This window comes from Pseudomonas sp. BCRC 81390, from assembly GCF_030341915.1.
Classification (GTDB): Bacteria; Pseudomonadota; Gammaproteobacteria; order Pseudomonadales; family Pseudomonadaceae; genus Aquipseudomonas.
The window spans coordinates 178,761-201,556 of the sequence record NZ_JATAAG010000063.1 but is presented as its reverse complement, the minus strand read 5'-3'; the positions used below and the strand labels follow the sequence as shown (position 1 = coordinate 201,556).

The 22,796-nt window shown below is 63.7% G+C and carries 25 protein-coding genes and 2 tRNA genes; 17 read left to right on the top strand and 10 right to left on the bottom strand.

From position 1 onward, the window contains the following. The 5 genes from modB to QSV36_RS15655 form a co-directional block, all read right to left on the bottom strand. The gene (gene modB, locus QSV36_RS15675) at nucleotides 1-681 is read right to left on the bottom strand and encodes a molybdate ABC transporter permease subunit (protein ID WP_289133040.1); all 681 of its coding nucleotides are present in this window, start codon (nucleotides 679-681) and stop codon (nucleotides 1-3) included. Beyond that, entirely contained in the window at nucleotides 681-1,439 is a 759-nt protein-coding gene (gene modA / locus QSV36_RS15670) for a molybdate ABC transporter substrate-binding protein (RefSeq protein ID WP_289133038.1), read from the bottom strand. The genes modB and modA overlap by 1 nt, the downstream gene beginning before the upstream one ends. Before the next feature lie 91 nt (nucleotides 1,440-1,530). Next, nucleotides 1,531-2,619: an NAD(P)H-dependent flavin oxidoreductase gene (locus QSV36_RS15665; protein WP_289133036.1), complete on the bottom strand. Its 1,089-nt coding sequence runs from the start codon at nucleotides 2,617-2,619 to the stop codon at nucleotides 1,531-1,533. 42 nt (nucleotides 2,620-2,661) lie between these two features. Next, nucleotides 2,662-2,832: a hypothetical protein gene (locus QSV36_RS15660; RefSeq protein WP_289133034.1), complete on the bottom strand. Its 171-nt coding sequence runs from the start codon at nucleotides 2,830-2,832 to the stop codon at nucleotides 2,662-2,664. A gap of 6 nt (nucleotides 2,833-2,838) precedes the next feature. Next, complete coding sequence (locus tag QSV36_RS15655) at nucleotides 2,839-3,141, bottom strand: DUF1883 domain-containing protein (protein WP_004375922.1); 303 nt, start codon at nucleotides 3,139-3,141, stop codon at nucleotides 2,839-2,841. 160 nt (nucleotides 3,142-3,301) lie between these two features. Between QSV36_RS15655 and QSV36_RS15650 the strand changes: the two genes are divergently transcribed. The 11 genes from QSV36_RS15650 (at nucleotide 3,302) to QSV36_RS15600 (ending at nucleotide 14,757) form a co-directional block, all read left to right on the top strand. Beyond that, nucleotides 3,302-3,661, top strand: coding sequence for a hypothetical protein (locus tag QSV36_RS15650; protein WP_225778349.1), 360 nt, complete (start codon nucleotides 3,302-3,304; stop codon nucleotides 3,659-3,661). A 77-nt stretch (nucleotides 3,662-3,738) separates the two neighbouring features. Further along, nucleotides 3,739-4,389, top strand: coding sequence for a c-type cytochrome (locus tag QSV36_RS15645; protein ID WP_289133032.1), 651 nt, complete (start codon nucleotides 3,739-3,741; stop codon nucleotides 4,387-4,389). Further along, the gene (locus tag QSV36_RS15640; protein ID WP_289133030.1) at nucleotides 4,386-5,300 is read left to right on the top strand and encodes a c-type cytochrome; all 915 of its coding nucleotides are present in this window, start codon (nucleotides 4,386-4,388) and stop codon (nucleotides 5,298-5,300) included. The genes QSV36_RS15645 and QSV36_RS15640 overlap by 4 nt, the downstream gene beginning before the upstream one ends. 254 nt (nucleotides 5,301-5,554) lie before the next feature. Further along, on the top strand, nucleotides 5,555-6,394 hold the full coding sequence (gene galU, locus QSV36_RS15635) for a UTP--glucose-1-phosphate uridylyltransferase GalU (protein WP_013973181.1): 840 nt from the start codon (nucleotides 5,555-5,557) through the stop codon (nucleotides 6,392-6,394). Nucleotides 6,395-6,491: 97 nt separating this feature from the next. Continuing rightward, entirely contained in the window at nucleotides 6,492-7,847 is a 1,356-nt protein-coding gene (gorA, locus tag QSV36_RS15630) for a glutathione-disulfide reductase (RefSeq protein WP_289133029.1), read from the top strand. Nucleotides 7,848-8,044: 197 nt separating this feature from the next. Beyond that, on the top strand, nucleotides 8,045-8,569 hold the full coding sequence (locus tag QSV36_RS15625) for a fimbrial protein (RefSeq protein ID WP_289133028.1): 525 nt from the start codon (nucleotides 8,045-8,047) through the stop codon (nucleotides 8,567-8,569). 62 nt (nucleotides 8,570-8,631) lie between these two features. After that, on the top strand, nucleotides 8,632-9,363 hold the full coding sequence (locus QSV36_RS15620; RefSeq protein ID WP_289133026.1) for a fimbrial biogenesis chaperone: 732 nt from the start codon (nucleotides 8,632-8,634) through the stop codon (nucleotides 9,361-9,363). Between the two features lie 67 nt (nucleotides 9,364-9,430). Then, nucleotides 9,431-11,860 (top strand): fimbria/pilus outer membrane usher protein, encoded by a 2,430-nt coding sequence (locus QSV36_RS15615; RefSeq protein ID WP_289133024.1) that lies wholly within the window; start codon nucleotides 9,431-9,433, stop codon nucleotides 11,858-11,860. 140 nt (nucleotides 11,861-12,000) lie between these two features. Continuing rightward, nucleotides 12,001-12,564, top strand: coding sequence for an alkyl hydroperoxide reductase subunit C (gene ahpC / locus QSV36_RS15610; protein ID WP_054884952.1), 564 nt, complete (start codon nucleotides 12,001-12,003; stop codon nucleotides 12,562-12,564). Between the two features lie 126 nt (nucleotides 12,565-12,690). Continuing rightward, on the top strand, nucleotides 12,691-14,253 hold the full coding sequence (gene ahpF, locus QSV36_RS15605; protein WP_289133021.1) for an alkyl hydroperoxide reductase subunit F: 1,563 nt from the start codon (nucleotides 12,691-12,693) through the stop codon (nucleotides 14,251-14,253). A gap of 315 nt (nucleotides 14,254-14,568) precedes the next feature. After that, nucleotides 14,569-14,757, top strand: coding sequence for a hypothetical protein (locus tag QSV36_RS15600; protein WP_170030426.1), 189 nt, complete (start codon nucleotides 14,569-14,571; stop codon nucleotides 14,755-14,757). A 4-nt stretch (nucleotides 14,758-14,761) separates the two neighbouring features. On the opposite strand, the gene QSV36_RS15595 is transcribed toward QSV36_RS15600, so the two are convergent. From QSV36_RS15595 to nhaR, 3 genes are all read right to left on the bottom strand, one after another. Further along, on the bottom strand, nucleotides 14,762-15,409 hold the full coding sequence (locus QSV36_RS15595; RefSeq protein WP_289133016.1) for a YceH family protein: 648 nt from the start codon (nucleotides 15,407-15,409) through the stop codon (nucleotides 14,762-14,764). A 170-nt stretch (nucleotides 15,410-15,579) separates the two neighbouring features. Then, a complete protein-coding gene (gene sstT / locus QSV36_RS15590; RefSeq protein ID WP_289133013.1) occupies nucleotides 15,580-16,788 on the bottom strand; it encodes a serine/threonine transporter SstT in 1,209 nt (402 codons plus the stop codon). Between the two features lie 105 nt (nucleotides 16,789-16,893). After that, nucleotides 16,894-17,787: a transcriptional activator NhaR gene (gene nhaR, locus QSV36_RS15585; RefSeq protein WP_289133009.1), complete on the bottom strand. Its 894-nt coding sequence runs from the start codon at nucleotides 17,785-17,787 to the stop codon at nucleotides 16,894-16,896. 132 nt (nucleotides 17,788-17,919) lie between these two features. Between nhaR and QSV36_RS15580 the strand changes: the two genes are divergently transcribed. Further along, complete coding sequence (locus tag QSV36_RS15580) at nucleotides 17,920-18,159, top strand: hypothetical protein (protein ID WP_289133007.1); 240 nt, start codon at nucleotides 17,920-17,922, stop codon at nucleotides 18,157-18,159. Between the two features lie 29 nt (nucleotides 18,160-18,188). Further along, complete coding sequence (locus QSV36_RS15575) at nucleotides 18,189-18,941, top strand: TerC family protein (protein WP_186674503.1); 753 nt, start codon at nucleotides 18,189-18,191, stop codon at nucleotides 18,939-18,941. Nucleotides 18,942-19,066: 125 nt separating this feature from the next. On the opposite strand, the gene QSV36_RS15570 is transcribed toward QSV36_RS15575, so the two are convergent. Further along, entirely contained in the window at nucleotides 19,067-19,243 is a 177-nt protein-coding gene (locus QSV36_RS15570; protein ID WP_289133004.1) for a hypothetical protein, read from the bottom strand. Between the two features lie 222 nt (nucleotides 19,244-19,465). On the opposite strand from QSV36_RS15570, the gene QSV36_RS15565 reads away from it, so the two are divergent. Then, the gene (locus tag QSV36_RS15565) at nucleotides 19,466-20,152 is read left to right on the top strand and encodes a peptidase C39 family protein (RefSeq protein WP_289133003.1); all 687 of its coding nucleotides are present in this window, start codon (nucleotides 19,466-19,468) and stop codon (nucleotides 20,150-20,152) included. A 106-nt stretch (nucleotides 20,153-20,258) separates the two neighbouring features. Here the strand turns inward: QSV36_RS15565 and QSV36_RS15560 are convergent, their stop codons facing one another. Continuing rightward, nucleotides 20,259-21,542 (bottom strand): NAD(P)/FAD-dependent oxidoreductase, encoded by a 1,284-nt coding sequence (locus QSV36_RS15560; protein ID WP_186674499.1) that lies wholly within the window; start codon nucleotides 21,540-21,542, stop codon nucleotides 20,259-20,261. A 203-nt stretch (nucleotides 21,543-21,745) separates the two neighbouring features. Between QSV36_RS15560 and QSV36_RS15555 the strand changes: the two genes are divergently transcribed. The 3 genes from QSV36_RS15555 (at nucleotide 21,746) to QSV36_RS15545 (ending at nucleotide 22,789) form a co-directional block, all read left to right on the top strand. Then, nucleotides 21,746-21,822, top strand: a tRNA-Val gene (locus QSV36_RS15555). Nucleotides 21,823-22,011: 189 nt separating this feature from the next. Next, nucleotides 22,012-22,088: transfer RNA gene (locus QSV36_RS15550), tRNA-Val, on the top strand. A gap of 131 nt (nucleotides 22,089-22,219) precedes the next feature. After that, a complete protein-coding gene (locus QSV36_RS15545; RefSeq protein WP_289132999.1) occupies nucleotides 22,220-22,789 on the top strand; it encodes an SPOR domain-containing protein in 570 nt (189 codons plus the stop codon). The last annotated feature ends 7 nt before the right edge of the window (nucleotides 22,790-22,796 follow it).

Sequence of the window (22,796 nt, the reverse complement as noted above, 5' to 3'; positions counted from 1 at the left end):
TCAGCTCCAGCCAGCTTTGCCACGGCGTCCAGCGTATAGCAGGAGCAGCACCAGGAAAGAGAACAGCAGCATGGCGCCAGCCAGCCAGTGCGCTTGCGAATAGGCCATGGCCTCGACATGGTCGAAGATCTGCACCGAGACCACGCGGGTCTTGTCCGGGATATTGCCGCCAATCATCAACACCACGCCGAACTCGCCCACGGTATGGGCGAAGCCGAGGATGCTGGCGGTGATGAAGCCCGGGCGGGCCAGCGGCAGCACCACGTGGACAAAGCTGTCCCAGGGGCTGGCGCGCAGCGTGGCGGCCACCTCCAGCGGGCGCTGGCCGATCGCGGCAAAGGCGTTCTGCAGCGGCTGGACCATGAACGGCATGGAATAGATCACCGAGCCGATCACCAGGCCGCTGAAGCTGAATACCACGCTGCCCAGGCCCAGCGCCTGGGTCGCCTGGCCCAGCCAGCCGTGCGGGCCGAGGGCGATCAGCAGGTAGAAGCCGATCACCGTGGGGGGTAACACCAGCGGCAAGGCCACCAACGCACCCACCGGGCCACGCAGCCATGAACGCGTACGCGCCAGCCACCAGGCCACCGGCGTGCCGACGATGAGCAGGATCAGGGTGGTCAGGCTGGCCAGTTTCACGGTCAGCCAGATGGCCCCCAGGTCACTGGCGTCCAACGGCATCAGATTTCATAACCGTAGGCTTTGATCACTGCCACGGCTTTCGGGCCCTTTAGGTACTCGACCAACGCCTTGGCGGCGGGGTTGTCCTTGCCTTTGGCAAGGATCACCGCATCCTGGCGAATGGGCGCATGCAGGGACGATGGCACGATCCACGCCGAACCACTTTCAATCTTGCCGTCCTTGTAGATTTGCGACAGGGCGACGAAGCCCAGCTCGGCGTTGCCGGTGGAGACGAACTGGAACGCCTGGGTGATGTTCTGCCCCTCCACCAGCTTCGGCCGGGTGGCCTCGGTCAGCTTCAGCTTGTCCAGTACCTGCAGGGCAGCCTGGCCGTACGGTGCGGTTTTCGGGTTGGCGATCGACAGGTGCTGGTACTGGTTCTTCTGCAGCACCTGGCCTTGGTTGTCGACATAGCCAGGTTTGGCTGACCACAGGGCCAGGGTGCCGATGGCGTAGGTGAAGCGCGAGCCCGGTACGATGGCCTTTTCCGCCTCGAGTTTGGCCGGTGTACTGTCGTCGGCGGCGAGGAACACTTCGAATGGCGCGCCATTCCTGATCTGCGCATAGAACTGCCCGGTAGCGCCGTAGGCTGCGACCAGCTTGTGGCCGGTGTCCTGCTCGAAGTCCCGGGCGATGGCCTGGATGGGGGCTGTGAAGTTCGCTGCGACCGCGACCTGGACCTCATCGGCCCAGGCAGTGTTCCAGGCAAGCAGGCTGGCCAGGGTGGTGGCGGCCAGATGGGGAAGGCGGTTACGCATGAACACAGCTCCTCGGGTTATCGTTATAGCCTTAACTATATAGCGATAGACCGCGAGTCTGAAAGAGGCAAACAGCGCAGGCCAGGCTTGCTTATGAAAATGCCGCTCGCCCGACCACGGCCAGCGCTTTCTCGGCCATTTCGCGGGTGAGCTCGCCTGCCGGCCTGTGCCGGCCCAGGCGCAATGCCTGCCCCGACCACAGGTTGCTGAAGTCGCTGTTGCCCTGTGGGTCGGTGATCGCGCGCAACGGCATCAGTGCGCCACCGGCCAGCGGGAAGCGTGGTGCCAGCTCGCTCATCGGCCCCAGCTCGCGCATGATGCGGTTGTTGATACCGCGCGCCGGGCGGCCGGTGAACAGGTTGGTCAGCGCTGTGTCGCTGGCAGATGCACTGTCCAGTGCCTGGCGATGCGCCGGCGACACCTTGGCCTCGGGGCAGAACAGGTACGCCGTTCCGACCTGCACCGCCGAGGCACCCAGGGCCAGCGCTGCGACCAGGCCGCGGTGGTCAGCGATGCCGCCAGCGGCAATCACCGGTACGCTGACCGCATCGGCCACTTGTGGCACCAGGGCAAAGGTGCCGATCTGGCTGGTGATGTCGTCGCTGAGGAACATGCCGCGATGGCCGCCCGCTTCATAGCCCATGGCGATGATCGCGTCACAGCCATGCTGCTCCAGCCACACGGCTTCTTCCACGGTAGTGGCACTGGACAGCACCTTGGCACCGCTGGCCTTGACCCGTTGCAGCAGGTCGGGCCGGGGCAAGCCGAAGTGGAAACTCACCACCTCCGGGCGCAGCTGTTCGACCAGCAGGCAGCTCTGTTCGTCGAAAGGTGCGCGGTTGGACACCGGCGTGGGGGCTGCGAAATCCGCCCCGACTTCCCGGTAATACGGCTCGAGTGCCTGCTTCCAGCGGGCATCGCGTTCGGCATCGGGCGCCGGCGGCTGGTGGCAGAAGAAGTTCAGGTTCAGCGGGCGGCCCGGGCAGGCAGCCCGGAAGGCGGCGATTTCGTCGCGCACCTGGTCAACCGTGAGCATGGCGCAGGGCAGGGCCCCCAGCCCGCCCGCCAGGCCCACCGCAATGGCCATGGGCGCACCGCTTGCCCCCGCCATCGGCGCCTGGAGGATGGGCAGATCAACGCCCAGCAGGTCGAGGATGCGGCGGTCGGGCCAGTGGCTCATGCGGTTCTCCTTGCGTGGGCGGGCGATGCAATGGGGCGGGGTTTACAAGGCTTTGCTGACCTGGATGTCGCTGATCTTCGCGGCGTCTTCGCCGTGGATCTTGCGCAGGGCTTCCAGGGCTTGTTCGAGGGAAGCGTCGGGCATCTGCGCGAAGTCCCAGCGGCGCTGGCCGTCGAGTTTGTATTTGATGACGTACTTGATGGTCTGGGTCATGGGGCCTTACCTGAGTTTCGACGACGAACGACGGACAATCTTGATCTTGTGGGTCAAGGTCGGCTTGCGGGTGACCGAGATCGGACGGGTGGTCACGGTATCGATGGTGATGTTCCAGAAGCCGGTACTGGGCACGGTGATCTTCGCCGGGAACTTGTCGAAATGGCCGCCGTGGTAGGTGTGACGGCCGCCGTTCTTGAAGCTGCGGAAGTTGGCGTCGTTCATCAGGCGGATGTTGCAGCGCTGGGAGCACTCGATGACGACGATGTCGTCCTCGTTCAGGTGCTCGCGCTGGTGTACAAATTTCATGTGATGCTCCGCAAGGATTGGTTCTGCAAAGGCAAACGATACCACGATGTCGGGTTACACTGCCGCGCTGTTCGGCCAGGCGCAGATAAATCTGCCAAAGCAGGGAGCAAAACCGCCTGGTCGTGGTCGAAGCGGATTCTTGATGGCAGAGGTGCTGCAAATGAAGTGGATGGTGGCGGCGTTGGCGCTGACGCTGGGTGGCTGCGTGAGTGTCGCGGAGCTGGAACAATCGCATGAAACGCTGGACGTTATTTCCGGTAAGTCGCCTCGCGCCTATGCCGATTGCGTCAAGCACAAGCTGGCCGAGACGCGCGACCCGCTGGTGGAAGAGCAGCGCGGCGATGGCCTGCGCCTGATCGTGCCGCAGAAGATCAGCTCCGGCGTGGGCCCGGCGGCGCTGGTTGACATCGACAAGCGTGGCAGCGGCAGCAGCATCAAGCTGCACGAGCGGTTGAACAATTTCCCGCTGCGCCTGGGCGACGTGCGCACCGCAGCCACCCAATGCATCTCCGGAAGTTGATCCAGGGCAACTGATCACGCTCCTTTTGCTTATATGTTTTGGGCCTAAGCATATAACAATAGAAAAGGAGATTCGTGATGACACCCTTGAGACGTGTCGTGGTCGGCAGCCTGCTGATCCTGGCCTGGCCTGCGGTGCATGCTGCCGATGGCCAGAAGGTGTTCACCCAGGGCGGGGCCAACCCCGCCGCCATGGCTTGCCTGGGTTGCCATGGCGCGGACGGCAAGGGCATTGCCGCTGCCGGCTTTCCGCGCCTGGCCGGGCTGCCGGCCGGCTACCTGCGCAAGCAGTTGCATGACTGGCGCAGCGGCAGCCGCAAGCAGCCGGTGATGGAGCCGTTGGCCAAGGCCTTGAGCGACGACGAGATCGACGCGGTCAGCAGCTACCTGGCCAGCCTGCCGGCCAGCCCCGCCGGCGAACTGCGCCGCCAGCAGATTGCCCATGACCCCACCACCCGCATGGCCCTGTACGGCGACTGGAGCCGGCAGATACCCGGCTGCGTGCAGTGCCATGGCCCGGGCGGCAGCGGAGTTGGCGAACACTTCCCACCTTTGGCTGGGCAGCCCGCCAGTTACCTGGTGGCGCAGCTCAATGCCTGGCGTGACGGCAGCCGCAGCAATGACCCCAACCAGCTGATGGTCGGTGTGGCCAAGGCCATGACCGATGCCGAGATCAAGGCCATCGCCGAATTCTTCGCCCGCCCCGCCAGCCAGGAGGTCATGCCATGAAACCGCTGTTTCCAACCCTGTTGCTGCTGGCCATGGGCAGCGCCGAGGCCGCGCAGATCGCCATGGAAGACCAGTCCCAGCTGAAAGTGCCTGGCGTGCAGGCGGCGCCGCAGTTCGTGCCGCCAGCCGAAAGCGACTTGCCCGACAATGCCTTCGGCAAGATGGTACGGGAAGGGCATGCATTGTTCGTCGACACCCGTCGGCTGATGCCTGAGGCCGTGGGCAACGGCATGAACTGCAGCAACTGCCACCTTGACCAGGGCCGGCTGGCGCATTCCGCGCCGATGTGGGGGGCGTACCCGATGTACCCCGCGTACCGCAAGAAAAACGACAAGGTCAACACCTACGCCGAGCGTATCCAGGGGTGTTTCCAGTTCAGCATGAACGGCAAGCCGCCGGCCGCCGACAGCCCGCAGATGACGGCGTTGGCGGTGTATTCGTACTGGTTGTCGACCAAGGCGCCGACGGGCGTGGAGATTGCCGGGCGCGGTTACCCGGAGGTGGCACAACCCAAGGGCGGCTACGACTTCAAGCGTGGCCAGCAGGTGTACCGCGAGCAGTGCGCGATCTGCCACGGCGACAACGGCGAAGGGCAGCGGGTGGCCGGTGAGTACGTGATGCCGCCACTGTGGGGCAAGGATTCTTACAACTGGGGCGCCGGGATGCACCGCATCAACACCGCGGCGTCGTTCATCAAGTACAACATGCCGCTGGGCAAGCCGGGCAGTCTCAGCGACCAGCAGGCGTGGGACGTGGCAGCCTGGGTCAACCGCCATGAGCGGCCGCAGGACCCGCGGCTGGTCGAAGGCTCTATCGAGAAGACACGGCTGAAGTTCCACGCCAATGACGGGGTAAACCTGTATGGGCAGAAGGTCGATGGCGTGCTGATCGGGCAGGGCACCGGTAGCTGACGGCCGGTACCGGGCTCTTCGCCGTGAGATGCTGTTGCAGTCCCCAGAGGGAGCGGTTTCCCGCGAAGAGGCCGGTACAGACAAACGCCACCACGGCCATCCTTGAAAGCAATATTTACCTTCCATTGGAACTATCTACACTGGGGTTATCTCTATGTTCCCAACGGTCGGCCAGCGGCAGGGCATTGTAAGGTGACTGCCGCCTGATTAGACTGCGCCGAATTCCACAGGCCTAGCCTTTTGTAAGGACGTATATGATCAAAAAATGCTTGTTCCCGGCAGCCGGTTACGGCACTCGCTTCCTGCCCGCTACCAAAGCCATGCCCAAGGAAATGCTGCCGGTGGTCAACAAGCCACTGATCCAGTATGGCGTTGAAGAGGCACTGGATGCCGGTCTGAACGAGATTTCCATCGTCACCGGGCGCGGCAAGCGTGCCCTGGAAGACCACTTCGACATCAGCTACGAGCTGGAAAACCAGATCAAGGGCACCGACAAGGAAAAATACCTGGTCGGTATCCGTCGCCTGCTCGACGAGTGCTCGTTCTCCTACACCCGCCAGACCGAAATGAAAGGCCTGGGCCACGCCATCCTCACCGGCCGCCCGCTGATCGGCGACGAGCCGTTCGCCGTGGTGCTGGCGGACGACCTGTGCGTCAACCCGGAAGGTGACGGCGTGCTGACCCAGATGGTCAAGCTGTACAACCAGTTCCGCTGCTCGATCGTCGCCATCCAGGAAGTCGACCCACAGGAGACCAACAAGTACGGCGTGATCGCCGGCGACATGATCCGTGACGACATCTTCCGCGTCACCAACATGGTCGAGAAGCCGAAGCCGGAAGACGCCCCGTCCAACCTGGCGATCATCGGCCGCTACATCCTAACCCCGGATATCTTCGATATCATCGCCAACACCGAGCCGGGCAAAGGCGGCGAGATCCAGATCACCGACGCGCTGATGCAGCAGGCACAGAACGGCTGCGTGATTGCCTACAAGTTCAAGGGCAAGCGTTTCGACTGCGGTGGTGCCGAAGGTTACATCGACGCGACCAACTTCTGCTTCGAGAACTACTACAAGACCGGCAAGGCTTACTGATAAGCCCTGCTGGCCGCAAAGCCACCCTTCGGGGTGGCTTTTTTGTTTGCGGCAGCCAACGGCGTTATGCTGGGCGCCTGCCTAGGAGACTGAATACATGGCCTACGATTTTGATCTGTTCGTGATTGGCGCCGGGTCCGGCGGTGTGCGCGCGGCGCGCTTTGCCGCTGGCTTCGGCGCGAAGGTGGCGGTGGCCGAAAGCCGCTACCTGGGCGGTACCTGCGTCAACGTCGGCTGCGTGCCGAAAAAGCTGCTGGTCTATGGCGCGCACGTTGCCGACGAACTGGAGCAGGCGGCAGGTTTCGGCTGGACCCTTGAAGAAGGGCACTTCGACTGGGGCACGCTGATTGCCAACAAGAACCGCGAAATCGAACGCCTCAACGGCATCTACCGCAACCTGCTGCTCAACAGCGGGGTGACCCTGCTGCAGGGCCATGCGCGGCTGACCGGTGCCAATGAAGTGGAAGTGGAAGGCCAGCGCTACACTGCCGAGCACATTCTCATTGCCACCGGTGGCTGGCCACAGGTGCCGGACATTCCTGGCAAGGAACTGGCCATCACCTCCAACGAAGCCTTCTACCTCAAGGACCTGCCGCGCCGGGTGCTGGTGGTCGGCGGCGGTTATATCGCGGTCGAGTTCGCCGGTATCTTCCATGGGTTGGGCGCCAACACCACCCTGCTGTATCGCGGTGACCTGTTCCTGCGCGGTTTTGATGGCTCGGTGCGCACCCACCTCAAGGAAGAGCTGGAAAAGCGCGGCCTGGACTTGCAGTTCAATGCCGACATCCAGCGCATCGACAAGCTCGAAGATGGCAGCCTCAAGGCCACCCTCAACGACGGCCGCGAGTTGTTTGCCGATTGCGTGTTCTACGCCACCGGTCGCCGCCCGATGCTCGACAACCTGGGCCTGGAGAACACCGGGGTGGAATTGGACGCGCGCGGCTTTATCCGTGTCGACGAGCAGTACCAGACGACCGCACCATCGATCCTGGCCATCGGTGACGTGATTGGCCGCGTGCAACTCACCCCGGTGGCCCTGGCCGAAGGCATGGCCGTGGCGCGGCGCTTGTTCAAACCCGAGCAGTACCGCCCGGTGGATTACCGCAACATCCCCACGGCAGTGTTCAGCCAGCCACCGATCGGCACCGTGGGCCTGAGCGAGGAACAGGCCCTGGAAGCCGGGCACAAGGTGCAGATCTTCGAAAGCCGTTTCCGCGCCATGAAGCTGACCCTCACCGACATTCAGGAAAAAACCCTGATGAAGCTGGTGGTCGATGCCGAGACCGACAAGGTGCTGGGCTGCCACATGGTCGGCCCGGATGCCGGCGAGATCATCCAGGGGCTGGGGATTGCCCTCAAGGCCGGCGCCACCAAACAGCAGTTCGACGAGACCATCGGCGTTCACCCAACTGCCGCAGAAGAGTTCGTTACCCTGCGCACCATCACCCGCTGATGGCACCTGGCGGGAAGCCTGATCTCGTGTACACGAGGTCATGCTTCCTACCTCGAGGGGGTTATTTTCAACTGCTCGGCTGCTGAGTCAGCCTACATTTTTCCCGCGTCACCTTACTGATACTGCACCGCGCCGCAGTCAGCGGCAGGGGCCCGGCAACCAATGCCTGGCTATTTCCAAGAGTAAAGAAGGTGACTATGAACTCGAAGTCGTTGCTTGCAGGCTGCTGCATGCTGTTCTTCTGTGCGCAGGCAGCCCAGGCCGATTATGGCCAGATCAGCCTGGACGGCCTTGTAGAGGCGCCAACCTGTCAGATCAATGGTGGTAACGGCAACCTGCCGGTGTCGTTGCCCCCGGTGAACGCAGCACTGCTTGCCAACCCCGGCCAAACCGCCGGAAATACGCCCTTTCAGCTGAATCTCAGCAATTGCTCCCCAGGTGTTACCCAGGTCTCGACCTATTTCGAACCTGGCCCGACCATCAGCCCGGAAGGGCGCCTCATCGTCGATGCCGGCGGTAGCGAGAACGTCCAGGTGGAACTGCTCAACGACAAGCAGGCAGCGATGAACCTGGCGGCGCCAAAAGGCTCGCAGAATTCGCAGGTGGTGCCGATCGTTGGCGGTAATGCGACGTTGCGTTACACCGCACGCTACTACTCAACCGGTGGCACCACGCCAGGCCTGGTGGCAACCCGGGTGCAGTACTCGCTGGACTACCCATGACATCTCCCTGAGGGCGGCCCGTTCCAGGGCTGCCTTTTTCAATGTTCCTGAGCACCTTCATCATGCGTTTGTTCTCCCACGCCGTGCGGCGCGGATGGTTGCTGGCCATTTGCCTGGCATCGCCGCCGCTTGCCGCCAATGTGATCATCGCCAACACGCGGGTTGTGTTTCCTGCCGATCAGGCCGAAGTCACGGTCAAACTGAGCAATGTCGGCAGCACGCCCTCGCTGGTTCAGGCCTGGGTCGACGATGGCCGGGCCCAGGTGCAGGAGCTGCAGGTTCCGTTCGATGTGATGCCCGCCATGTTTCGCCTCGATGCTGGCAAAGGCCAGAGCCTGAGGCTGTTTCATGGCGGCGATGCAATGCCCGCCGACCGCGAAAGCCTGTATTGGCTCAATGTGCTTGAAGTGCCCCCCAAGGGTTCGGGGAACGCCCTGCAGGTGGCGATACGTTCGCGCATCAAATTGCTCTATCGGCCGGCAGGGCTGCCGGGGAAAGCCGTGGATGCCCACCGCCGGATCACCTGGCAGTTGCTGCGTGAAGGCCCGCACTGGGTGCTGACGGCCAGCAATCCCAGCCCTTATGTGGTCAACCTGGCCAGGGTGACCGTGGAGCAGGCCAGCCAGGCCCCACTGCAACTGGGCCCCAACCACGTGCTGCCGTTCGCCAGTACCCGCTTCAACGTCGAGCACCTGGCTGGCCAGTCACCCGCGCGGCTGCGCTATGCCTTCATCGATGACTACGGGGCGGTGCGTGACCGGCCGCAAGCGGTGACCGTGCAGCTGGCAAACTGAGGCACGGTGAACGATGCCTCAGCCAGTGCGATTCCACCTTCGCTGCCATTCAACCGCGGGTGTGTTGATGGGGTTGCTCGCGGCCCCCGCTGGCGCCGTCGAGTTCGATGCCGGGCTGCTTCGCCAGGGAACCTCGACCGACCTGCGCCGCTACCAGCAAGACACGACAGTGGCCGAGGGCAGGTACTCTCTCGACGTGATGCTGAATCAGCAGTGGCTGGGGCGTCATCGGGTGCTGCTGCGGGCGCAGGGGCAAAGTGACCAGGCGACACCTTGCTACAGCGAGACCTTGCTGCAGGCGCTGGGTGTGGACCTGCGCCGCCTTGGCCGCGAGAGCGCCCACCTGCTTGCCCAGGAGGGCGCCTGCGCAGGGCTCGGTAGCCTCGTTGCGCAAAGCCGCGAAACGCTGGATTTCGCCAACCTGAGGCTCGACCTGAGCATCCCGCAGCAAGCCTTGCAGCGCTTGCCCGGCGGGTACCTACCGGCGGAAAACTGGGACAGTGGCATCACTGCCGGCTTCTTCGATTACCGCCTGAACCTGTATGAGCAGCAGGACCTGGAGCAGGGCGATGCCACCCGCCAGGCCTATCTGGGGGTGCGCTCCGGCTTCAATATCGGTGACTGGTACTGGCGGCACGAAGGCAGTTGGCAGGCGTCCTCCGGCATTCCTTCGCGTTATCAAGCCACTGCAACCTCGTTGCAGCGGGATATTCCCGCCTGGGCTGCGCAGTTGACCATCGGCGATAGCTATAGCCGCTCGGAGGTATTCGAGAGCAGCGCCCTGCGCGGCATACTGCTGGGCAGTGACCAGCGCATGTTGCCGGAGCAGCAACGCGGCTTTGCCCCTGTGGTGAGAGGTGTCGCCAACAGCGTCGCGCTGGTCAGCATTCGCCAGCGCGGTGTGCTGATCCATGAATCCACCGTCGCGCCGGGCCCGTTCGAGATCGACGACCTGCATGCCAACGACTTGCAGGATGACCTCGAGGTGACGCTGCGCGAGGCCGATGGCAGCGTACGCACCTTCATCCAGCCCTACGCTGCCGCGCCGCTGGCACTGCGCCCTGGCGCAAGGCGTTTCGAACTGGCCAGTGGCGTATGGCGTGAAGCGTACGGCCGCTCGGGCCCGGGCTTTGTGCAAGGCAGCTGGCAGCAGGGCCTGGACAATTACTTGAGCGTACACGGCGGTAGCTGGTTGGCCGAGGACTACCAGGCCGGTGCCATGGGGTTGGCCATGAATACCGGGCTGGGGGCCCTGGGCCTGACCGGGTATCACGCCAGCGCCGAGCCTGCGCGCAACCGGCAAGTGCGTGGCCAGGCTTGGCGCTTGAGCTGGCGTCAGCGCTTGAGCGCTACCGGTACCGACCTGAGCGCGACGTTGACCCGCAGCGAGGGGCCTGGCTACTACAGCTTCAACGACCATGCCCGCGCCGTGGCGGGTGCGCGCATCGACCCGCTGCGTTGGCAGGCGGGCCTGGGTGTGGATCAGCCCGTGGGTGAGCGGGGCGGTCGTTTCACTTTGCGCGCCAGCCTGCGACAGCATTGGGCCGGCGGTGGCCGTAGCGAGAGCTACAGCGTTGGCTACAACAACCACATCGGGACGCTCAGCTATGGCATCAGCCTGAGCCGCGAGCAGGCTGTGACCGGACATGCCGTCGACGCCATCATGTTCAATGCCAGCATGCCGCTTGGCGAGCGCCGTCGCTCCTCGCTCAGCACGGCGCTGAACCGCGACGCTCGCGGCCAGGGTAGCGCCAGCGTTCGTTGGCAAGGCGTGAGCGGTGAGTATGGCCAATGGGGCCATGGGCTGGCGCTGGTGCGCCAGCAAGGCGAGCGGGCCGACAGTGGCTTCGACGCCAACCTGCAGCACCGCGGGGCGAGTGGCGATATCCAGGGGTCGTTGTCGAGTCGGCGTGGCTATCGCCAGGCGACGCTGGGCGCGCAAGGTGCCGTGGTCGCCCATGCCGGTGGCCTGATTACCGCACCGCCGCTGGGCGAGAGCTTTGCCATCGTGCATGCGCCCGGCGCCGATGCTGCGCGCCTGCGCCAGCACCCACAGATCAGTCTCGATCGGCGCGGTTTTGCGGTCATGCCATCGCTGCTGCCTTACCAGGTCAATACGGTCGAACTCGACCCCAAAGGCATGTCCCGCGATACCGAGTTGCAACTGACCGCCCAAGCGGTGGTGCCACGCGCCGGGGCTGCCTCGTTGCTGCGTTACCCGACGCGCAGCGGTCGCCAGTTCACCCTGCGGGCGCGTTTCGAGGATGGCCGCGCGCTGCCGTTCGGCGCGCTGGTGTTTGCCGGGCAGGCCAGTGAGCAGGCCGGTGAGTTGGGCATGGTCGGGCAGGGAAGCCGGCTGCATGTGCGTACCGCCAGGGATCGCGGCACGCTGCTGGTCAAGTGGGGTGACGCGCCGGATGAGCAATGTTCATTGGCGTATCAGCTGGACGACAGCCCGCTGCAGCGGGTGCACACCTGCAGGCGCGGCGGGGCTTAGAAAGCAAAGTAGCTATCAAGACAGAGGCTTTATAGCCAAAACCAATGATACGCATGAGGTTTGCCAATGAGCCTAATCGGCGACCAGCGGTTAGGATTCTCTCCGTCAACTGATTCCAACCCCATGAAGGAGCGTCTCTCATGCCTATCATCAACAGCCAGGTCAAACCGTTCAACGCCACCGCCTACCACAAGGGCGAGTTCGTCCAGGTCAGCGAAGCCGACCTGAAAGGCAAGTGGTCTGTCGTGTTCTTCTACCCGGCCGACTTCACCTTCGTCTGCCCGACCGAACTGGGTGACCTCGCTGACAACTACGCCGAGTTCCAGAAGCTGGGCGTGGAAATCTACGGTGTGTCCACCGACACCCACTTCACCCACAAAGCCTGGCACGACACTTCGGAAACCATCGGCAAGATCCAGTACCCGCTGATCGGTGACCCGACCCACGTCATCTCGCGCAACTTCGACGTGCTGATCGAAGAAGCCGGCCTGGCCGATCGCGGTACCTTCGTGATCAACCCGGAAGGCCAGATCAAGATCGTCGAACTGAACGACGGTGGTGTAGGCCGCGATGCTGCCGAACTGCTGCGTAAGGTGAAAGCTGCCCAGTACGTTGCCGCCCACCCGGGCGAAGTGTGCCCGGCCAAGTGGAAAGAAGGCGAAGCCACCCTGGCACCGTCGCTGGACCTGGTCGGCAAGATCTAAGTCCGTGAGTAAGCCGTGGGCGGCGAGCAGCCGCCAAAGCTGAATGCTCTACCGCCCCGTATAAACGCCCGGGCGCTATCGCCTGGGCGTTTTTGTATCCGCGTTTTGAAAAAGGAATCGCCCCGTATGTTGGACGCCACGCTTAAATCGCAACTGAAAACCTACCTGGAGCGGGTCACCCAGCCGATCGAGATCGTTGCTTCCCTCGACGACGGCGCGAAGTCCCGCGAATTGCACGACCTGCTGGTGGAGATCGCCGGCCTGTCGAACCTGATTACCCTGCGCGTGGATGGTGATGACGCCCGTCGTCCATCGTTCTCGCTCAACCGCCCGAATGGCCAGATCAGCCTGCGCTTTGCCGGCATCCCCATGGGCCACGAATTCACCTCGCTGGTGCTGGCCTTGCTGCAGGTCGGCGGCCACCCGTCCAAGGCCAGTGCCGAAGTGATCGAGCAGATCCAGGCACTGGAAGGCGAATTCACCTTCGAAACCTATTTCTCGCTGTCGTGCCAGAACTGCCCGGACGTGGTCCAGGCGCTGAACCTGATGGCCGTGCTCAACCCCAACGTGCGCCACGTGGCGATCGACGGCGCGCTGTTCCAGGCCGAAGTGGAATCGCGCAAGATCATGGCGGTGCCGAGCATCTACCTGAACGGCGAAGTGTTTGGCCAGGGCCGCATGGGCCTGGAAGAAATCCTCGGCAAGATCGACACCAACGCAGGCAGCCGCCAGGCCGAGAAGATCAACGCCAAGGACGCCTTCGACGTGCTGGTGGTCGGTGGTGGCCCCGCCGGCGCCTCGGCAGCCATCTATGCCGCACGCAAGGGCATTCGCACCGGCATCGCGGCCGAGCGGTTCGGCGGCCAGGTGCTCGATACCCTGGCCATCGAGAACTTCATCTCGGTGCAGGAGACCGAAGGGCCGAAACTGGCCACGGCCCTGGAAGAACACGTCAAGCAGTACGACGTCGACATCATGAACCTGCAGCGCGGTGAGGCGCTGGTCCCGGCCACCGATGGCGGTCTGCATGAAATACGCCTGGCCGGCGGCGCCTCGCTCAAGGCCAAGACCGTGATCCTGGCTACCGGTGCGCGCTGGCGCGAAATGAACGTGCCGGGCGAGCAGGAATACCGCGCCCGTGGCGTGGCCTACTGCCCGCACTGCGATGGCCCGCTGTTCAAGGGCAAGCGCGTGGCGGTGATTGGTGGGGGCAACTCGGGCGTGGAAGCGGCCATCGACCTGGCCGGCATCGTTGCCCAGGTGACCCTGATCGAATTCGACAGCCAGCTGCGCGCCGATGCGGTATTGCAGCGCAAGCTGCACAGCCTGCCGAACGTCAAGGTAATCACCAGCGCGCTGACCACCGAAGTGTTGGGCAATGGCGAGAAAGTGACCGGCCTGCGCTACAAGGACCGCACCACCGAACAGCAGCACGAGGTGGCGCTGGAGGGTATCTTCGTGCAGATCGGCCTGCTGCCGAACACCGACTGGCTGAAAGGCACCGTCGAGCTGTCGCCGCGCGGCGAGATCATCGTCGACGCCAAGGGCCAGACCAGCATCCCAGGTGTGTTCGCGGCCGGTGACGTGACCACGGTGCCGTACAAGCAGATCGTGATTGCAGTGGGTGAGGGCGCCAAGGCTTCGCTGGCGGCTTTCGATCACCTGATCCGCACTTCGGCGCCGGCGTAAGTCTGTACTGGCCACTTCGCGGCTGAAGCCGCTCCTACCGGTACTACGCAGGTTTCGAAAACTGTGCGGTACTGGTAGGCGCAACTGTCTTGCTCAATGTCTAAAAGCTGGCGCGGTCCCTGTGGGAGCGGGCTTGCCCGCGAACACGGGCGAAGCCCGTGCCATCCACCGCGTCGCCTGCTTCGCGGATAAATCCGCTCCTGCAGTTGACGTCGTACCCGGTGGGAGCGGCTTTAGCCGCGAAAGGGCCGGCGCAGGCAAAGCAATATCCGAGGGTGTCTATGATTACTGCAGACCCCCTCAGGAATCACACCCATGACCCTGATCAGCCGCGAACCCTGGTGGCTAGTCCCGCCCAAGCCCGGGCAGCAGGAGCAGGACCTGCACTGGGGCTATCTGGAAATCTATGCCGACGGCCGAACCGTGTTCGTCGACCAGCGCCCCACTGACCGGGAGCTGGCCGAGCGCAAGAGCTGCCGCAACTTCCCCGACCCGGAGCCGTGACGGCTCAGCCTTCCAGCGCGGCCAGGCGGGCCTCCAGCGCGGCAATGTGGGCTTCGAGGGCTTCGATACGTTCTTCCGACACACTCCCGCCACTGCTGCGTGTAGCGCCTTCCTGCTGCCGTGCAGCCAGGATCGCCTCGATTTCCGCCGGGTCGCCCAAGGCGTGGGTATAGCGGTCTTCACGCTGGCCGGCCTGGCGTGGCAGGTGCAGGGCCAGGCCGCGCGCGATCAGGCGCTCCAGCTGGTGCTGGACCTGTTCGATGTCATCGAAGTCGTGCAGGCGGTTGCTGCGGGTCAGCAGTTCGTTGAGGGTTTGCGGGCCACGCAGGAACATCAGGCCCATCAGCACCAGTTGCGCCGGCACCAGCTCCAGCGCCTTGTCCACCCGGTGTTCCCAGCGATCGGCGCGGCTGCCCATCTGCAGGCGGGCCATGTCTTGCCCTTCGAGGGCGCGCAGGGCCTGGCCGACCTGGCCTTGGGTGAGGTTCATCACCGGCTCGCGGCTGGTTTTCTGGTTGCACGCCAGCACCAGGGCATTGAGGGTCAGCGGGTAGCTTTCCGGGCTGGTGGCCTGCTTTTCGATCAGCGCGCCGAGAATGCGGATCTCGATGCTGTTGAACCGGCCTTCGCCTGCGGTTTGGTGTTCTGACATGGCCTGCCTCGTTGCTGGGGAAAGGCCACTAGGGTAGGTAATGCCATCGTGTTAGGCAACTTGGCCCCCTGTAGGAGCGGGTTCACCCCGCGAACCAGGCGACGCGGTGCATGGCACCGGCTGCGCCGGTGTTCGCGGGGCGAGCCCGCTCCTACAGGGGGCCGGCCAACTCAGGCTTTACGCTCTTCGGCCTGGCACGCCGCTGCGGTGAATAGCACATCGGTCGAGGAATTCAGCGCCGTCTCGGCCGAATCCTGCAGCACGCCGATGATGAAGCCTACCGCCACCACCTGCATGGCAATCTCGCTGGGGATGCCAAACAGGCTGGCCGCCAGCGGAATCAGCAGCAGCGAGCCGCCGGCCACCCCCGACGCACCACAGGCACAGATCGCCGCCACCACGCTGAGCAGCACGGCGGTCGGCAGGTCCACCGCGATACCCAGGGTATGCACCGCTGCCAGGGTCAGCACGGTAATGGTGATGGCAGCACCGGCCATGTTGATGGTCGCGCCCAGCGGGATCGACACCGAATAAGTGTCTTCATGCAAGCCAAGGCGTTCCGACAGGGCCAGGTTGACCGGGATGTTGGCCGCCGAGCTGCGGGTGAAGAACGCTGTGATGCCGCTTTCACGCAGGCACAACAGGGTCAGCGGGTAGGGGTTGCGGCGAATCTTCCAGAACACGATCAACGGGTTCATCACCAGCGCCACGAACAGCATGCAGCCGATCAGCACCGCCAGCAGGTGCAGGTAGCCGAGCAGGGCGTCCAGGCCGGACTGGGCGAGGGTGGCGCTGACCAGGCCAAAGATGCCCAGCGGGGCGAAGCGGATGACCACGCGTACGATCAAGGTGACGCCAGTGGACAGGTCCTCGACCACGTTGCGGGTGGTTTCGCCGGCGTGGCGCAGGGCCACGCCCAGGCCGATGGCCCAGGTCAGCACGCCGATGAAGTTGGCGTTGAGCAGGGCGTTGATCGGGTTGTCGACCGCGCTCAGCAGCAGGTTCTGCAGCACTTCGCCGATACCACCCGGGGCACTCAGCGTGGCCCCGCCGGTGCTCAGTGCCAGGGTCGAGGGGAACAGCATGCTGGCCACCACGGCCACTACCGCGGCACCAAAGGTACCCAGCAGGTACAGCCAGAGAATCGGCCGAATGTGGGTTTCCTGGCCGTGGCGGTGGTTGGCAATCGAGGCCATGACCAGGATGAACACCAGTACAGGTGCCACCGCCTTGAGGGCGCTGACGAACACCTTGCCGAGGAAGGCCAGGTCACGGGCGATGGCGGGCGCAAGCAGGGCCAGGACGATACCGGCGATCAGGCCGATGACGATCTGGGTCACCAGGCTGGTGCGGTTGAGGAAGCGGAGGACTGGGGTCATGTGCAGCGGGATCCGGGCATGTTCGAAAAGGGCGCGACTTTACCATAGACCTTCGTCGAGCAGTGTCGGCCCTTTCGCGGGTTTAGCCGCGAGAGAGCCTCATGGCTACCAGTGAAACAACTCCCGTCGCGCCCCCTCGGTAATGGCCACGATGCCCGGGTGCTTGACCTTGCGCTCCACGGAAATGGCATAGAACGATTCGTGTACGGCCTCGGTCTGCCCGACCAGTTGCACTCCGTACTGGCGGCACACCTCCTCGGCGATCACGCTGGGGGCGACGAAGATGCCGCTGCCCGATTGCCCGAACGCCTGCATCAGCGCGCTGTCATCAAACTCACCAACGATACGCGGCTGCACCTGCTGCTCGCCCAGCCAGCGCAGTAAACGGCTGCGTACCACGGTCTCCGGGCCAGGGATCAGCAAGGGGGCATCCTGCAGGCAAGCGGGGAAGGGCCCGGCATGCCGGCGGGCCAAGGCCGCGGTGGCGAAAAAACTCAGCCCGCACTCACCCAGCTTCTGGCTGTAGCCCTTGATGTCCAGGTGGCTGGGCATGGGGCTGTCGGAGATGACCAGGTCCAGGCGCTGGATCGCCAGGTCGGCCAGCAACCGTTCCAGCTTGTCTTCGCGGCAATTGATGCGCAGCACATCGTCCAGCTCCATGGTCGGCGCCAGCAGGCGGTAGACGATCGACTTGGGCACCACGTCCGCCACGCCGACGCGGAACAGGATCTGCTCCTGCGGGCCGGCCCGCAGCATGGCCTCCAGTTCGCCACCCAGCTGGAACATCTGTTCGGCATAGACCAGCGCCTGGCGCCCGGTTTCGGTCAGCTCCAGCTGGCGCCCGACGCGCTGGAACAGCTCCAGGCCATAGGTCTGCTCGAACAGGCTGATCTGCCCGCTGATGGTTTGCGGGGTCAGGTTCAGCTGTTCGCTGGCGCGGGCGATGCTGCCGGTCTTGGCCACGGCCCAGAAGTAATGCAGTTGCCGGTAGTTGAGCATCGGGGTTTTTCCGGATTCGTAAAAACCGAAGTATAACCGCCGAAAATACGAATTTTCCTGATGTATTGCGCATTTTAGAATGCGCTCCATCAGGCGCCCTGTGCGCCACCGGAACACACAAGCGAGGAACCCATGCTGCAATTCAAATCCATCGGCACGCCGCTGGTACTAGCCTTGGCCCTGTTCACCCTGGCCGGTTGCGAGCAGGCCGAGAAGTCTGCCCAGCAGATGCTCGACCAGGCCGCGCAGTCGGCCAAGCAGGCGATCGACGACACCAACAAGGCCGCCCAGCAGGCCTTGAGCGAGGCCATCGGCAGTGAAGGGCGTGCGCCCGAGGACGCCGACAAGCAAAAAGACACCCAGGAAATCTGACCCATAACCGCTGCTGCAGGATGTGAACAATGGAATACTTGCTGGAACTCGTCGCAAGCCCTACCGCCTGGGTTGCCTTGGCTACGCTGGTGGCCATGGAAGTTGTACTGGGCATCGACAACCTGATCTTCATCTCCATCCTGACCAACAAGCTGCCGGTGGAATATCGCTCCAAGGCGCGCCGTATCGGTATCAGCATGGCCCTGGTGATGCGCCTGGCCTTGCTCAGCACGGTGGCCTGGATCGTCCAGCTGACCGACCCGGTGTTCGAAGTGTTCGGCAACGCCTTCTCCTGGAAGGATGTGATCCTGATTGCCGGTGGCCTGTTCCTGCTGTGGAAGGCGACCAAGGAGATTCACGAAAACGTCGACCCGCACGGTGCCAAGGAAGAAGCCAAGGTTTCCTCGACGGTTACCCTGGGCTTTGCCGCGGCGATCTTCCAGATCCTGTTGCTGGACATCGTCTTCTCGGTGGATAGCATCATCACCGCCGTGGGCATGACCGAGCACCTGCCGATCATGATCATCGCCGTGATCACCGCCGTCATCGTCATGATGGTGGCCGCCGACCCGCTGGCCAACTTCATCAACGACAACCCGACCGTGGTGATGCTGGCCCTGGGCTTCCTGATCATGATCGGCATGACGCTGATTGCCGAAGGTTTCGGCGCCCATGTGCCGAAGGGCTATGTGTATGCGGCCATGGCGTTCTCGACGGCGATCGAGATCCTCAACATCCTGGCCCGCCGGGCGCGGTTGAAGCGCGAAGCGGCGCAAGGGTGAGGTAGCGCGGGGCGCTTTGCGCTCCATTCGCGGGCAAGCCCGCTCCCACAGACAGCACCGCTTTCAAGACCTGTGCTGCCCCTGTGGGAGCGGGCTTGCCCGCGAATAGGGATGAGGAAACTTTGTCAGTGCACCCCGGCATGCCGCCGTGTGCGGTGCGCAGGCTGCATCCTGGCAGGAGCCTGCGGCGGCAGGTGGTGGTGGGAATGGCGCCGCACGATACGCATTACACCCCACAGCATGGCGGCTGCGACGCTCAGCCACATGCCCACCAGCATGAGAATTGCCACGGTCAGGCTCATTTGTGCCTCCAACTCTACGGGCCGCGCTCGGCCAGCCGGCGCTTGCCTTACAGACACTGCTTTAGTCTAGCCTTTTGCCGGTGACGTTCCATTGACCAAAGGTCTATTGCTTGGTCCGTTTCGCGCTTGGCCGGCGCCGGGCTATACCCGCGCCGCTGTCCGCCCTATGATCGCTGGCAGAGCCGGGCGCTGCCTGCCTGGCGTTGGAACAAGCGAGTGTCCATGGAGCAAGATTCCTTCAAGTCGGCGACCACCCGCCCGCGCCGGTTGCTGCTGGCCTGCCTGCTGGCAGCCAGCCTGGCAGGCTGTGCCGGCACGCCGTCCGCCAGCCTCAATGGCCTGCCGCAGCGGGTCGAAATCAGCAGCGTGCCGTTCTACCGTGGCAACGCCAACCACAGCGGGGCCATGGCCCTGGCGGCAGTACTGTCGCAACAGGGTGCGCCGATTACCCCGGGGCTGCTGGACAAGTCGTTGAACCTGCCCCAGGGCGCCGACGCACTGGACAGCAGCATTCCGCGGGTGGCGCGTGACTACGGCAGGGTGGTGTATCCGCTGGACAAGCAGCTGGACGCATTGCTGACCCAGGTGGCAGCTGGCAACCCGGTATTGTTGCGTTATGAGGACGGCGCGGCCTGGTGGGGTGAGCCACGTTACGCCGTGCTGATCGGCTATGACCGTTACAAGCAGCGCGTGCTGTTGCGCTCGGGCATGCACCGGCGGCAGCTGATGGCGTTCGATGACTTTGCTTCGGCGTGGGCCAGGCAGGGGAGTTGGGCGGTGCTGGTGCAGCCACCGCGGCAACTGCCGGCCCAGGTCGACCGCCAGCGCTGGTTGCAGGCTGCCGATGAACTGGCCCGGGCAGGGCAGGAGATTGCAGCGAAACAGGCCGTCACTAGCCTGGGCCAATAGCTTTGCCTGCGCCGGCCCTGTCGCCGGCAGGCCGGCTGCCACAGGTTTCTACATCATTACCCCTGTGGAAGCCGGCTTGCCGGCGGCAGGGCCAGGCCTGCCTACATCAGAAGCCCAGGCGATCGCGCAGGCTGTAGTACCAGGCACCCAGGGCGCTGAACGGCACCCGCAGCATCTGCCCGCCCGGGAACGGGTAGTGCGGCAGGCCGGCGAAGGCATCGAAGCGCTCGGCCTGGCCACGCATGGCCTCGGCCAGGACCTTGCCGGCCAGGTGGGTATAGGTTACCCCGTGGCCCGAGCAGCCCTGCGAGTAGTAGATGTTGTCGCCGATACGGCCGACCTGCGGCAGGCGCGACAGGGTCAGCAGGAAGTTGCCGGTCCAGGCGTAGTCGATCTTCACGTTCTTCAGTTGCGGGAAGGCCTTGAGCATCTTCGGACGGATGATCGCCTCGATGTTGGCTGGGTCACGCGCGCCATACACCACGCCACCGCCGAAGATCAGGCGCTTGTCGCTGGTCAGGCGGTAGTAGTCGAGCAGGTAGTTGCAGTCCTCGACGCAGTAGTCCTGCGGCAGCAGGGTGCGCGCCAGCTCCTCGCCCAGCGGCTCGGTGGTGATCACCTGGGTACCGCATGGCATGGACTTGCTGGCCAGCTCCGGTACCAGGTTGCCCAGGTAGGCGTTGCCGGCGACGATGATGAACTTGGCGCGGACCTTGCCTTGTGGGGTGTGCACCACCGGGTTGGCGCCACGCTCGATGCGTACGGCCGGGGTTTGCTCATAGATGATGCCGCCCAGCGACTCGACCGCCGCCGCCTCGCCCAGGGCCAGGTTCAGCGGGTGGATGTGGCCGCCGCTCATGTCCAGCATGCCGCCCACGTAGTTGTCGCAGGCCACCACTTCGCGGATACGCTTCTGGTCCATCAGCTCCAGCTGGTTGTGGCCAAAGCGTTCCCACAGGCGTTTTTGCGACTCCAGGTGGCCCATCTGCTTGCTGGTGAGGGCCGCGAACACGCCGCCGTCCTTCAGGTCGCACTGGATGTTGTACTTGGCCACGCGCTCACGAATGATGCGGCCGCCTTCGAAGGCCATCTGGCCCAGCAGTTGCGCCTGCTTGGGGCCGACCGTGCGTTCGATCACATCGATGTCACGGCTGTAGCTGTTGACGATCTGGCCACCGTTACGGCCTGACGCGCCGAAGCCGACCTTGGCCGCTTCGACGATGCTCACCTTGAAGCCGTTCTCCAGCAGGAACAGGGCGCTGGACAGGCCGGTATAGCCGGCGCCGATGATGCACACATCGGTTTCCACCTCACCCTGCAGCGCCGGACGTGGCGGCACCGGGTTGGCCGAGGCGGCGTAGTAGGACTGGGGGTAGGGGGTGTTAGCCATGCTGCAGGAACCTCGTGTTTTATATTTTTAACGAATGTACCGATGCTATCAATAATAATAAACACCCGCTAGTCGTACGTTGAAAATCCTTTACTCGGCCCTTGCCGGCGCACCTTTCTATAAAGAGTTTATGATTCAGTAGCTTAGCGCGAAAAAAAGTGTTGACAGGGTTTTTGGAATGAGTAGAATGCGCACCACACGACAGGCACATAGCTCAGTTGGTTAGAGCACCACCTTGACATGGTGGGGGTCGTTGGTTCGAGTCCAATTGTGCCTACCAAATCGAAGAAGGGGTGATCCGCAAGGGTCACCCCTTTTTTCATTGCGATTCTACCTGGCGCCGGGCTGCTGTGCTGGCGGTTGTGACGCGAGGCTGCCTCGCCTTGGGCGGTTCGCGAAAGTTTTTGATTTTTCTGAAAAAAACGCTTTACAGACGTGTGTTTGCTCTCTAATATGCGCACCACACGACAGGCACATAGCTCAGTTGGTTAGAGCACCACCTTGACATGGTGGGGGTCGTTGGTTCGAGTCCAATTGTGCCTACCAAATCCGAAAAGGGCGATCAGCAATGATCGCCCTTTTTGCTGTGCGCGCGAAGCAGGCTGTAACGTTTGGTCGCGCTTCGGGGCATTGCCCGGCGTGCTAGAATCCGCCCCTTCGAATCTGGAGGTACACGCGTGCGCAAACTGGCTGTGGTAATGGCAGTGCTCGCCCTGGCGGGCTGTGAGAACGAGGTCGAAGGCGTGCACAAACAGGTGGCCGAACACCTGCACAACCCCAAGACGGCCAAGTTCGGCAACGTGCGGATCGACACCCAGGGCACCATCTGCGGCCAGGTGCGCGGCAAGGATGATGCCGGGCAGTACGAGCCCTACCGCAGCTATGTGGCGATCAAGCGTGATGGCCAGTACGAAATCATTGTCGATGACAGCGGCAACAACCTGCGCATCCGCGAAATGTGCGGCGGCGCCGACCTGCAGCGTCGCGCCGAGGCGCTGGCTGGCCAGCCGGCCCCGCAGGGCTGGGATGTGGAAGTGATCCAGGGCGCCAACATGGGCGCGCTCAGCGACATGACCGCACGCCTGATCGAGAAGGGCATTCCATCCTCGGTGGAGTACCGCAACGGCAAGCCGGTGGTGCTGATGGGGCCGTTCCCGACCCGTGAGGAAGCCGAAGCCCGCCAGGCCGAGGTCATGGCCAAGCTGGGCACCGATTCGGTGGTCATCCAGCACGGCGTAGCTCGCTGACTGCACG

What these genes read in the sequence shown, in the direction of transcription:
- modB (WP_289133040.1), bottom strand. Translation starts at nt 681, where the DNA reads ATGCCGTTGGACGCCAGTGACCTGGGGGCCATCTGGCTGACCGTGAAA.
- modA (WP_289133038.1), bottom strand. Translation starts at nt 1,439, where the DNA reads ATGCGTAACCGCCTTCCCCATCTGGCCGCCACCACCCTGGCCAGCCTG.
- QSV36_RS15665 (WP_289133036.1), bottom strand. Translation starts at nt 2,619, where the DNA reads ATGAGCCACTGGCCCGACCGCCGCATCCTCGACCTGCTGGGCGTTGAT.
- QSV36_RS15660 (WP_289133034.1), bottom strand. Translation starts at nt 2,832, where the DNA reads ATGACCCAGACCATCAAGTACGTCATCAAATACAAACTCGACGGCCAG.
- QSV36_RS15655 (WP_004375922.1), bottom strand. Translation starts at nt 3,141, where the DNA reads ATGAAATTTGTACACCAGCGCGAGCACCTGAACGAGGACGACATCGTC.
- QSV36_RS15650 (WP_225778349.1), top strand. Translation starts at nt 3,302, where the DNA reads ATGAAGTGGATGGTGGCGGCGTTGGCGCTGACGCTGGGTGGCTGCGTG.
- QSV36_RS15645 (WP_289133032.1), top strand. Translation starts at nt 3,739, where the DNA reads ATGACACCCTTGAGACGTGTCGTGGTCGGCAGCCTGCTGATCCTGGCC.
- QSV36_RS15640 (WP_289133030.1), top strand. Translation starts at nt 4,386, where the DNA reads ATGAAACCGCTGTTTCCAACCCTGTTGCTGCTGGCCATGGGCAGCGCC.
- galU (WP_013973181.1), top strand. Translation starts at nt 5,555, where the DNA reads ATGATCAAAAAATGCTTGTTCCCGGCAGCCGGTTACGGCACTCGCTTC.
- gorA (WP_289133029.1), top strand. Translation starts at nt 6,492, where the DNA reads ATGGCCTACGATTTTGATCTGTTCGTGATTGGCGCCGGGTCCGGCGGT.
- QSV36_RS15625 (WP_289133028.1), top strand. Translation starts at nt 8,045, where the DNA reads ATGAACTCGAAGTCGTTGCTTGCAGGCTGCTGCATGCTGTTCTTCTGT.
- QSV36_RS15620 (WP_289133026.1), top strand. Translation starts at nt 8,632, where the DNA reads ATGCGTTTGTTCTCCCACGCCGTGCGGCGCGGATGGTTGCTGGCCATT.
- QSV36_RS15615 (WP_289133024.1), top strand. Translation starts at nt 9,431, where the DNA reads ATGGGGTTGCTCGCGGCCCCCGCTGGCGCCGTCGAGTTCGATGCCGGG.
- ahpC (WP_054884952.1), top strand. Translation starts at nt 12,001, where the DNA reads ATGCCTATCATCAACAGCCAGGTCAAACCGTTCAACGCCACCGCCTAC.
- ahpF (WP_289133021.1), top strand. Translation starts at nt 12,691, where the DNA reads ATGTTGGACGCCACGCTTAAATCGCAACTGAAAACCTACCTGGAGCGG.
- QSV36_RS15600 (WP_170030426.1), top strand. Translation starts at nt 14,569, where the DNA reads ATGACCCTGATCAGCCGCGAACCCTGGTGGCTAGTCCCGCCCAAGCCC.
- QSV36_RS15595 (WP_289133016.1), bottom strand. Translation starts at nt 15,409, where the DNA reads ATGTCAGAACACCAAACCGCAGGCGAAGGCCGGTTCAACAGCATCGAG.
- sstT (WP_289133013.1), bottom strand. Translation starts at nt 16,788, where the DNA reads ATGACCCCAGTCCTCCGCTTCCTCAACCGCACCAGCCTGGTGACCCAG.
- nhaR (WP_289133009.1), bottom strand. Translation starts at nt 17,787, where the DNA reads ATGCTCAACTACCGGCAACTGCATTACTTCTGGGCCGTGGCCAAGACC.
- QSV36_RS15580 (WP_289133007.1), top strand. Translation starts at nt 17,920, where the DNA reads ATGCTGCAATTCAAATCCATCGGCACGCCGCTGGTACTAGCCTTGGCC.
- QSV36_RS15575 (WP_186674503.1), top strand. Translation starts at nt 18,189, where the DNA reads ATGGAATACTTGCTGGAACTCGTCGCAAGCCCTACCGCCTGGGTTGCC.
- QSV36_RS15570 (WP_289133004.1), bottom strand. Translation starts at nt 19,243, where the DNA reads ATGAGCCTGACCGTGGCAATTCTCATGCTGGTGGGCATGTGGCTGAGC.
- QSV36_RS15565 (WP_289133003.1), top strand. Translation starts at nt 19,466, where the DNA reads ATGGAGCAAGATTCCTTCAAGTCGGCGACCACCCGCCCGCGCCGGTTG.
- QSV36_RS15560 (WP_186674499.1), bottom strand. Translation starts at nt 21,542, where the DNA reads ATGGCTAACACCCCCTACCCCCAGTCCTACTACGCCGCCTCGGCCAAC.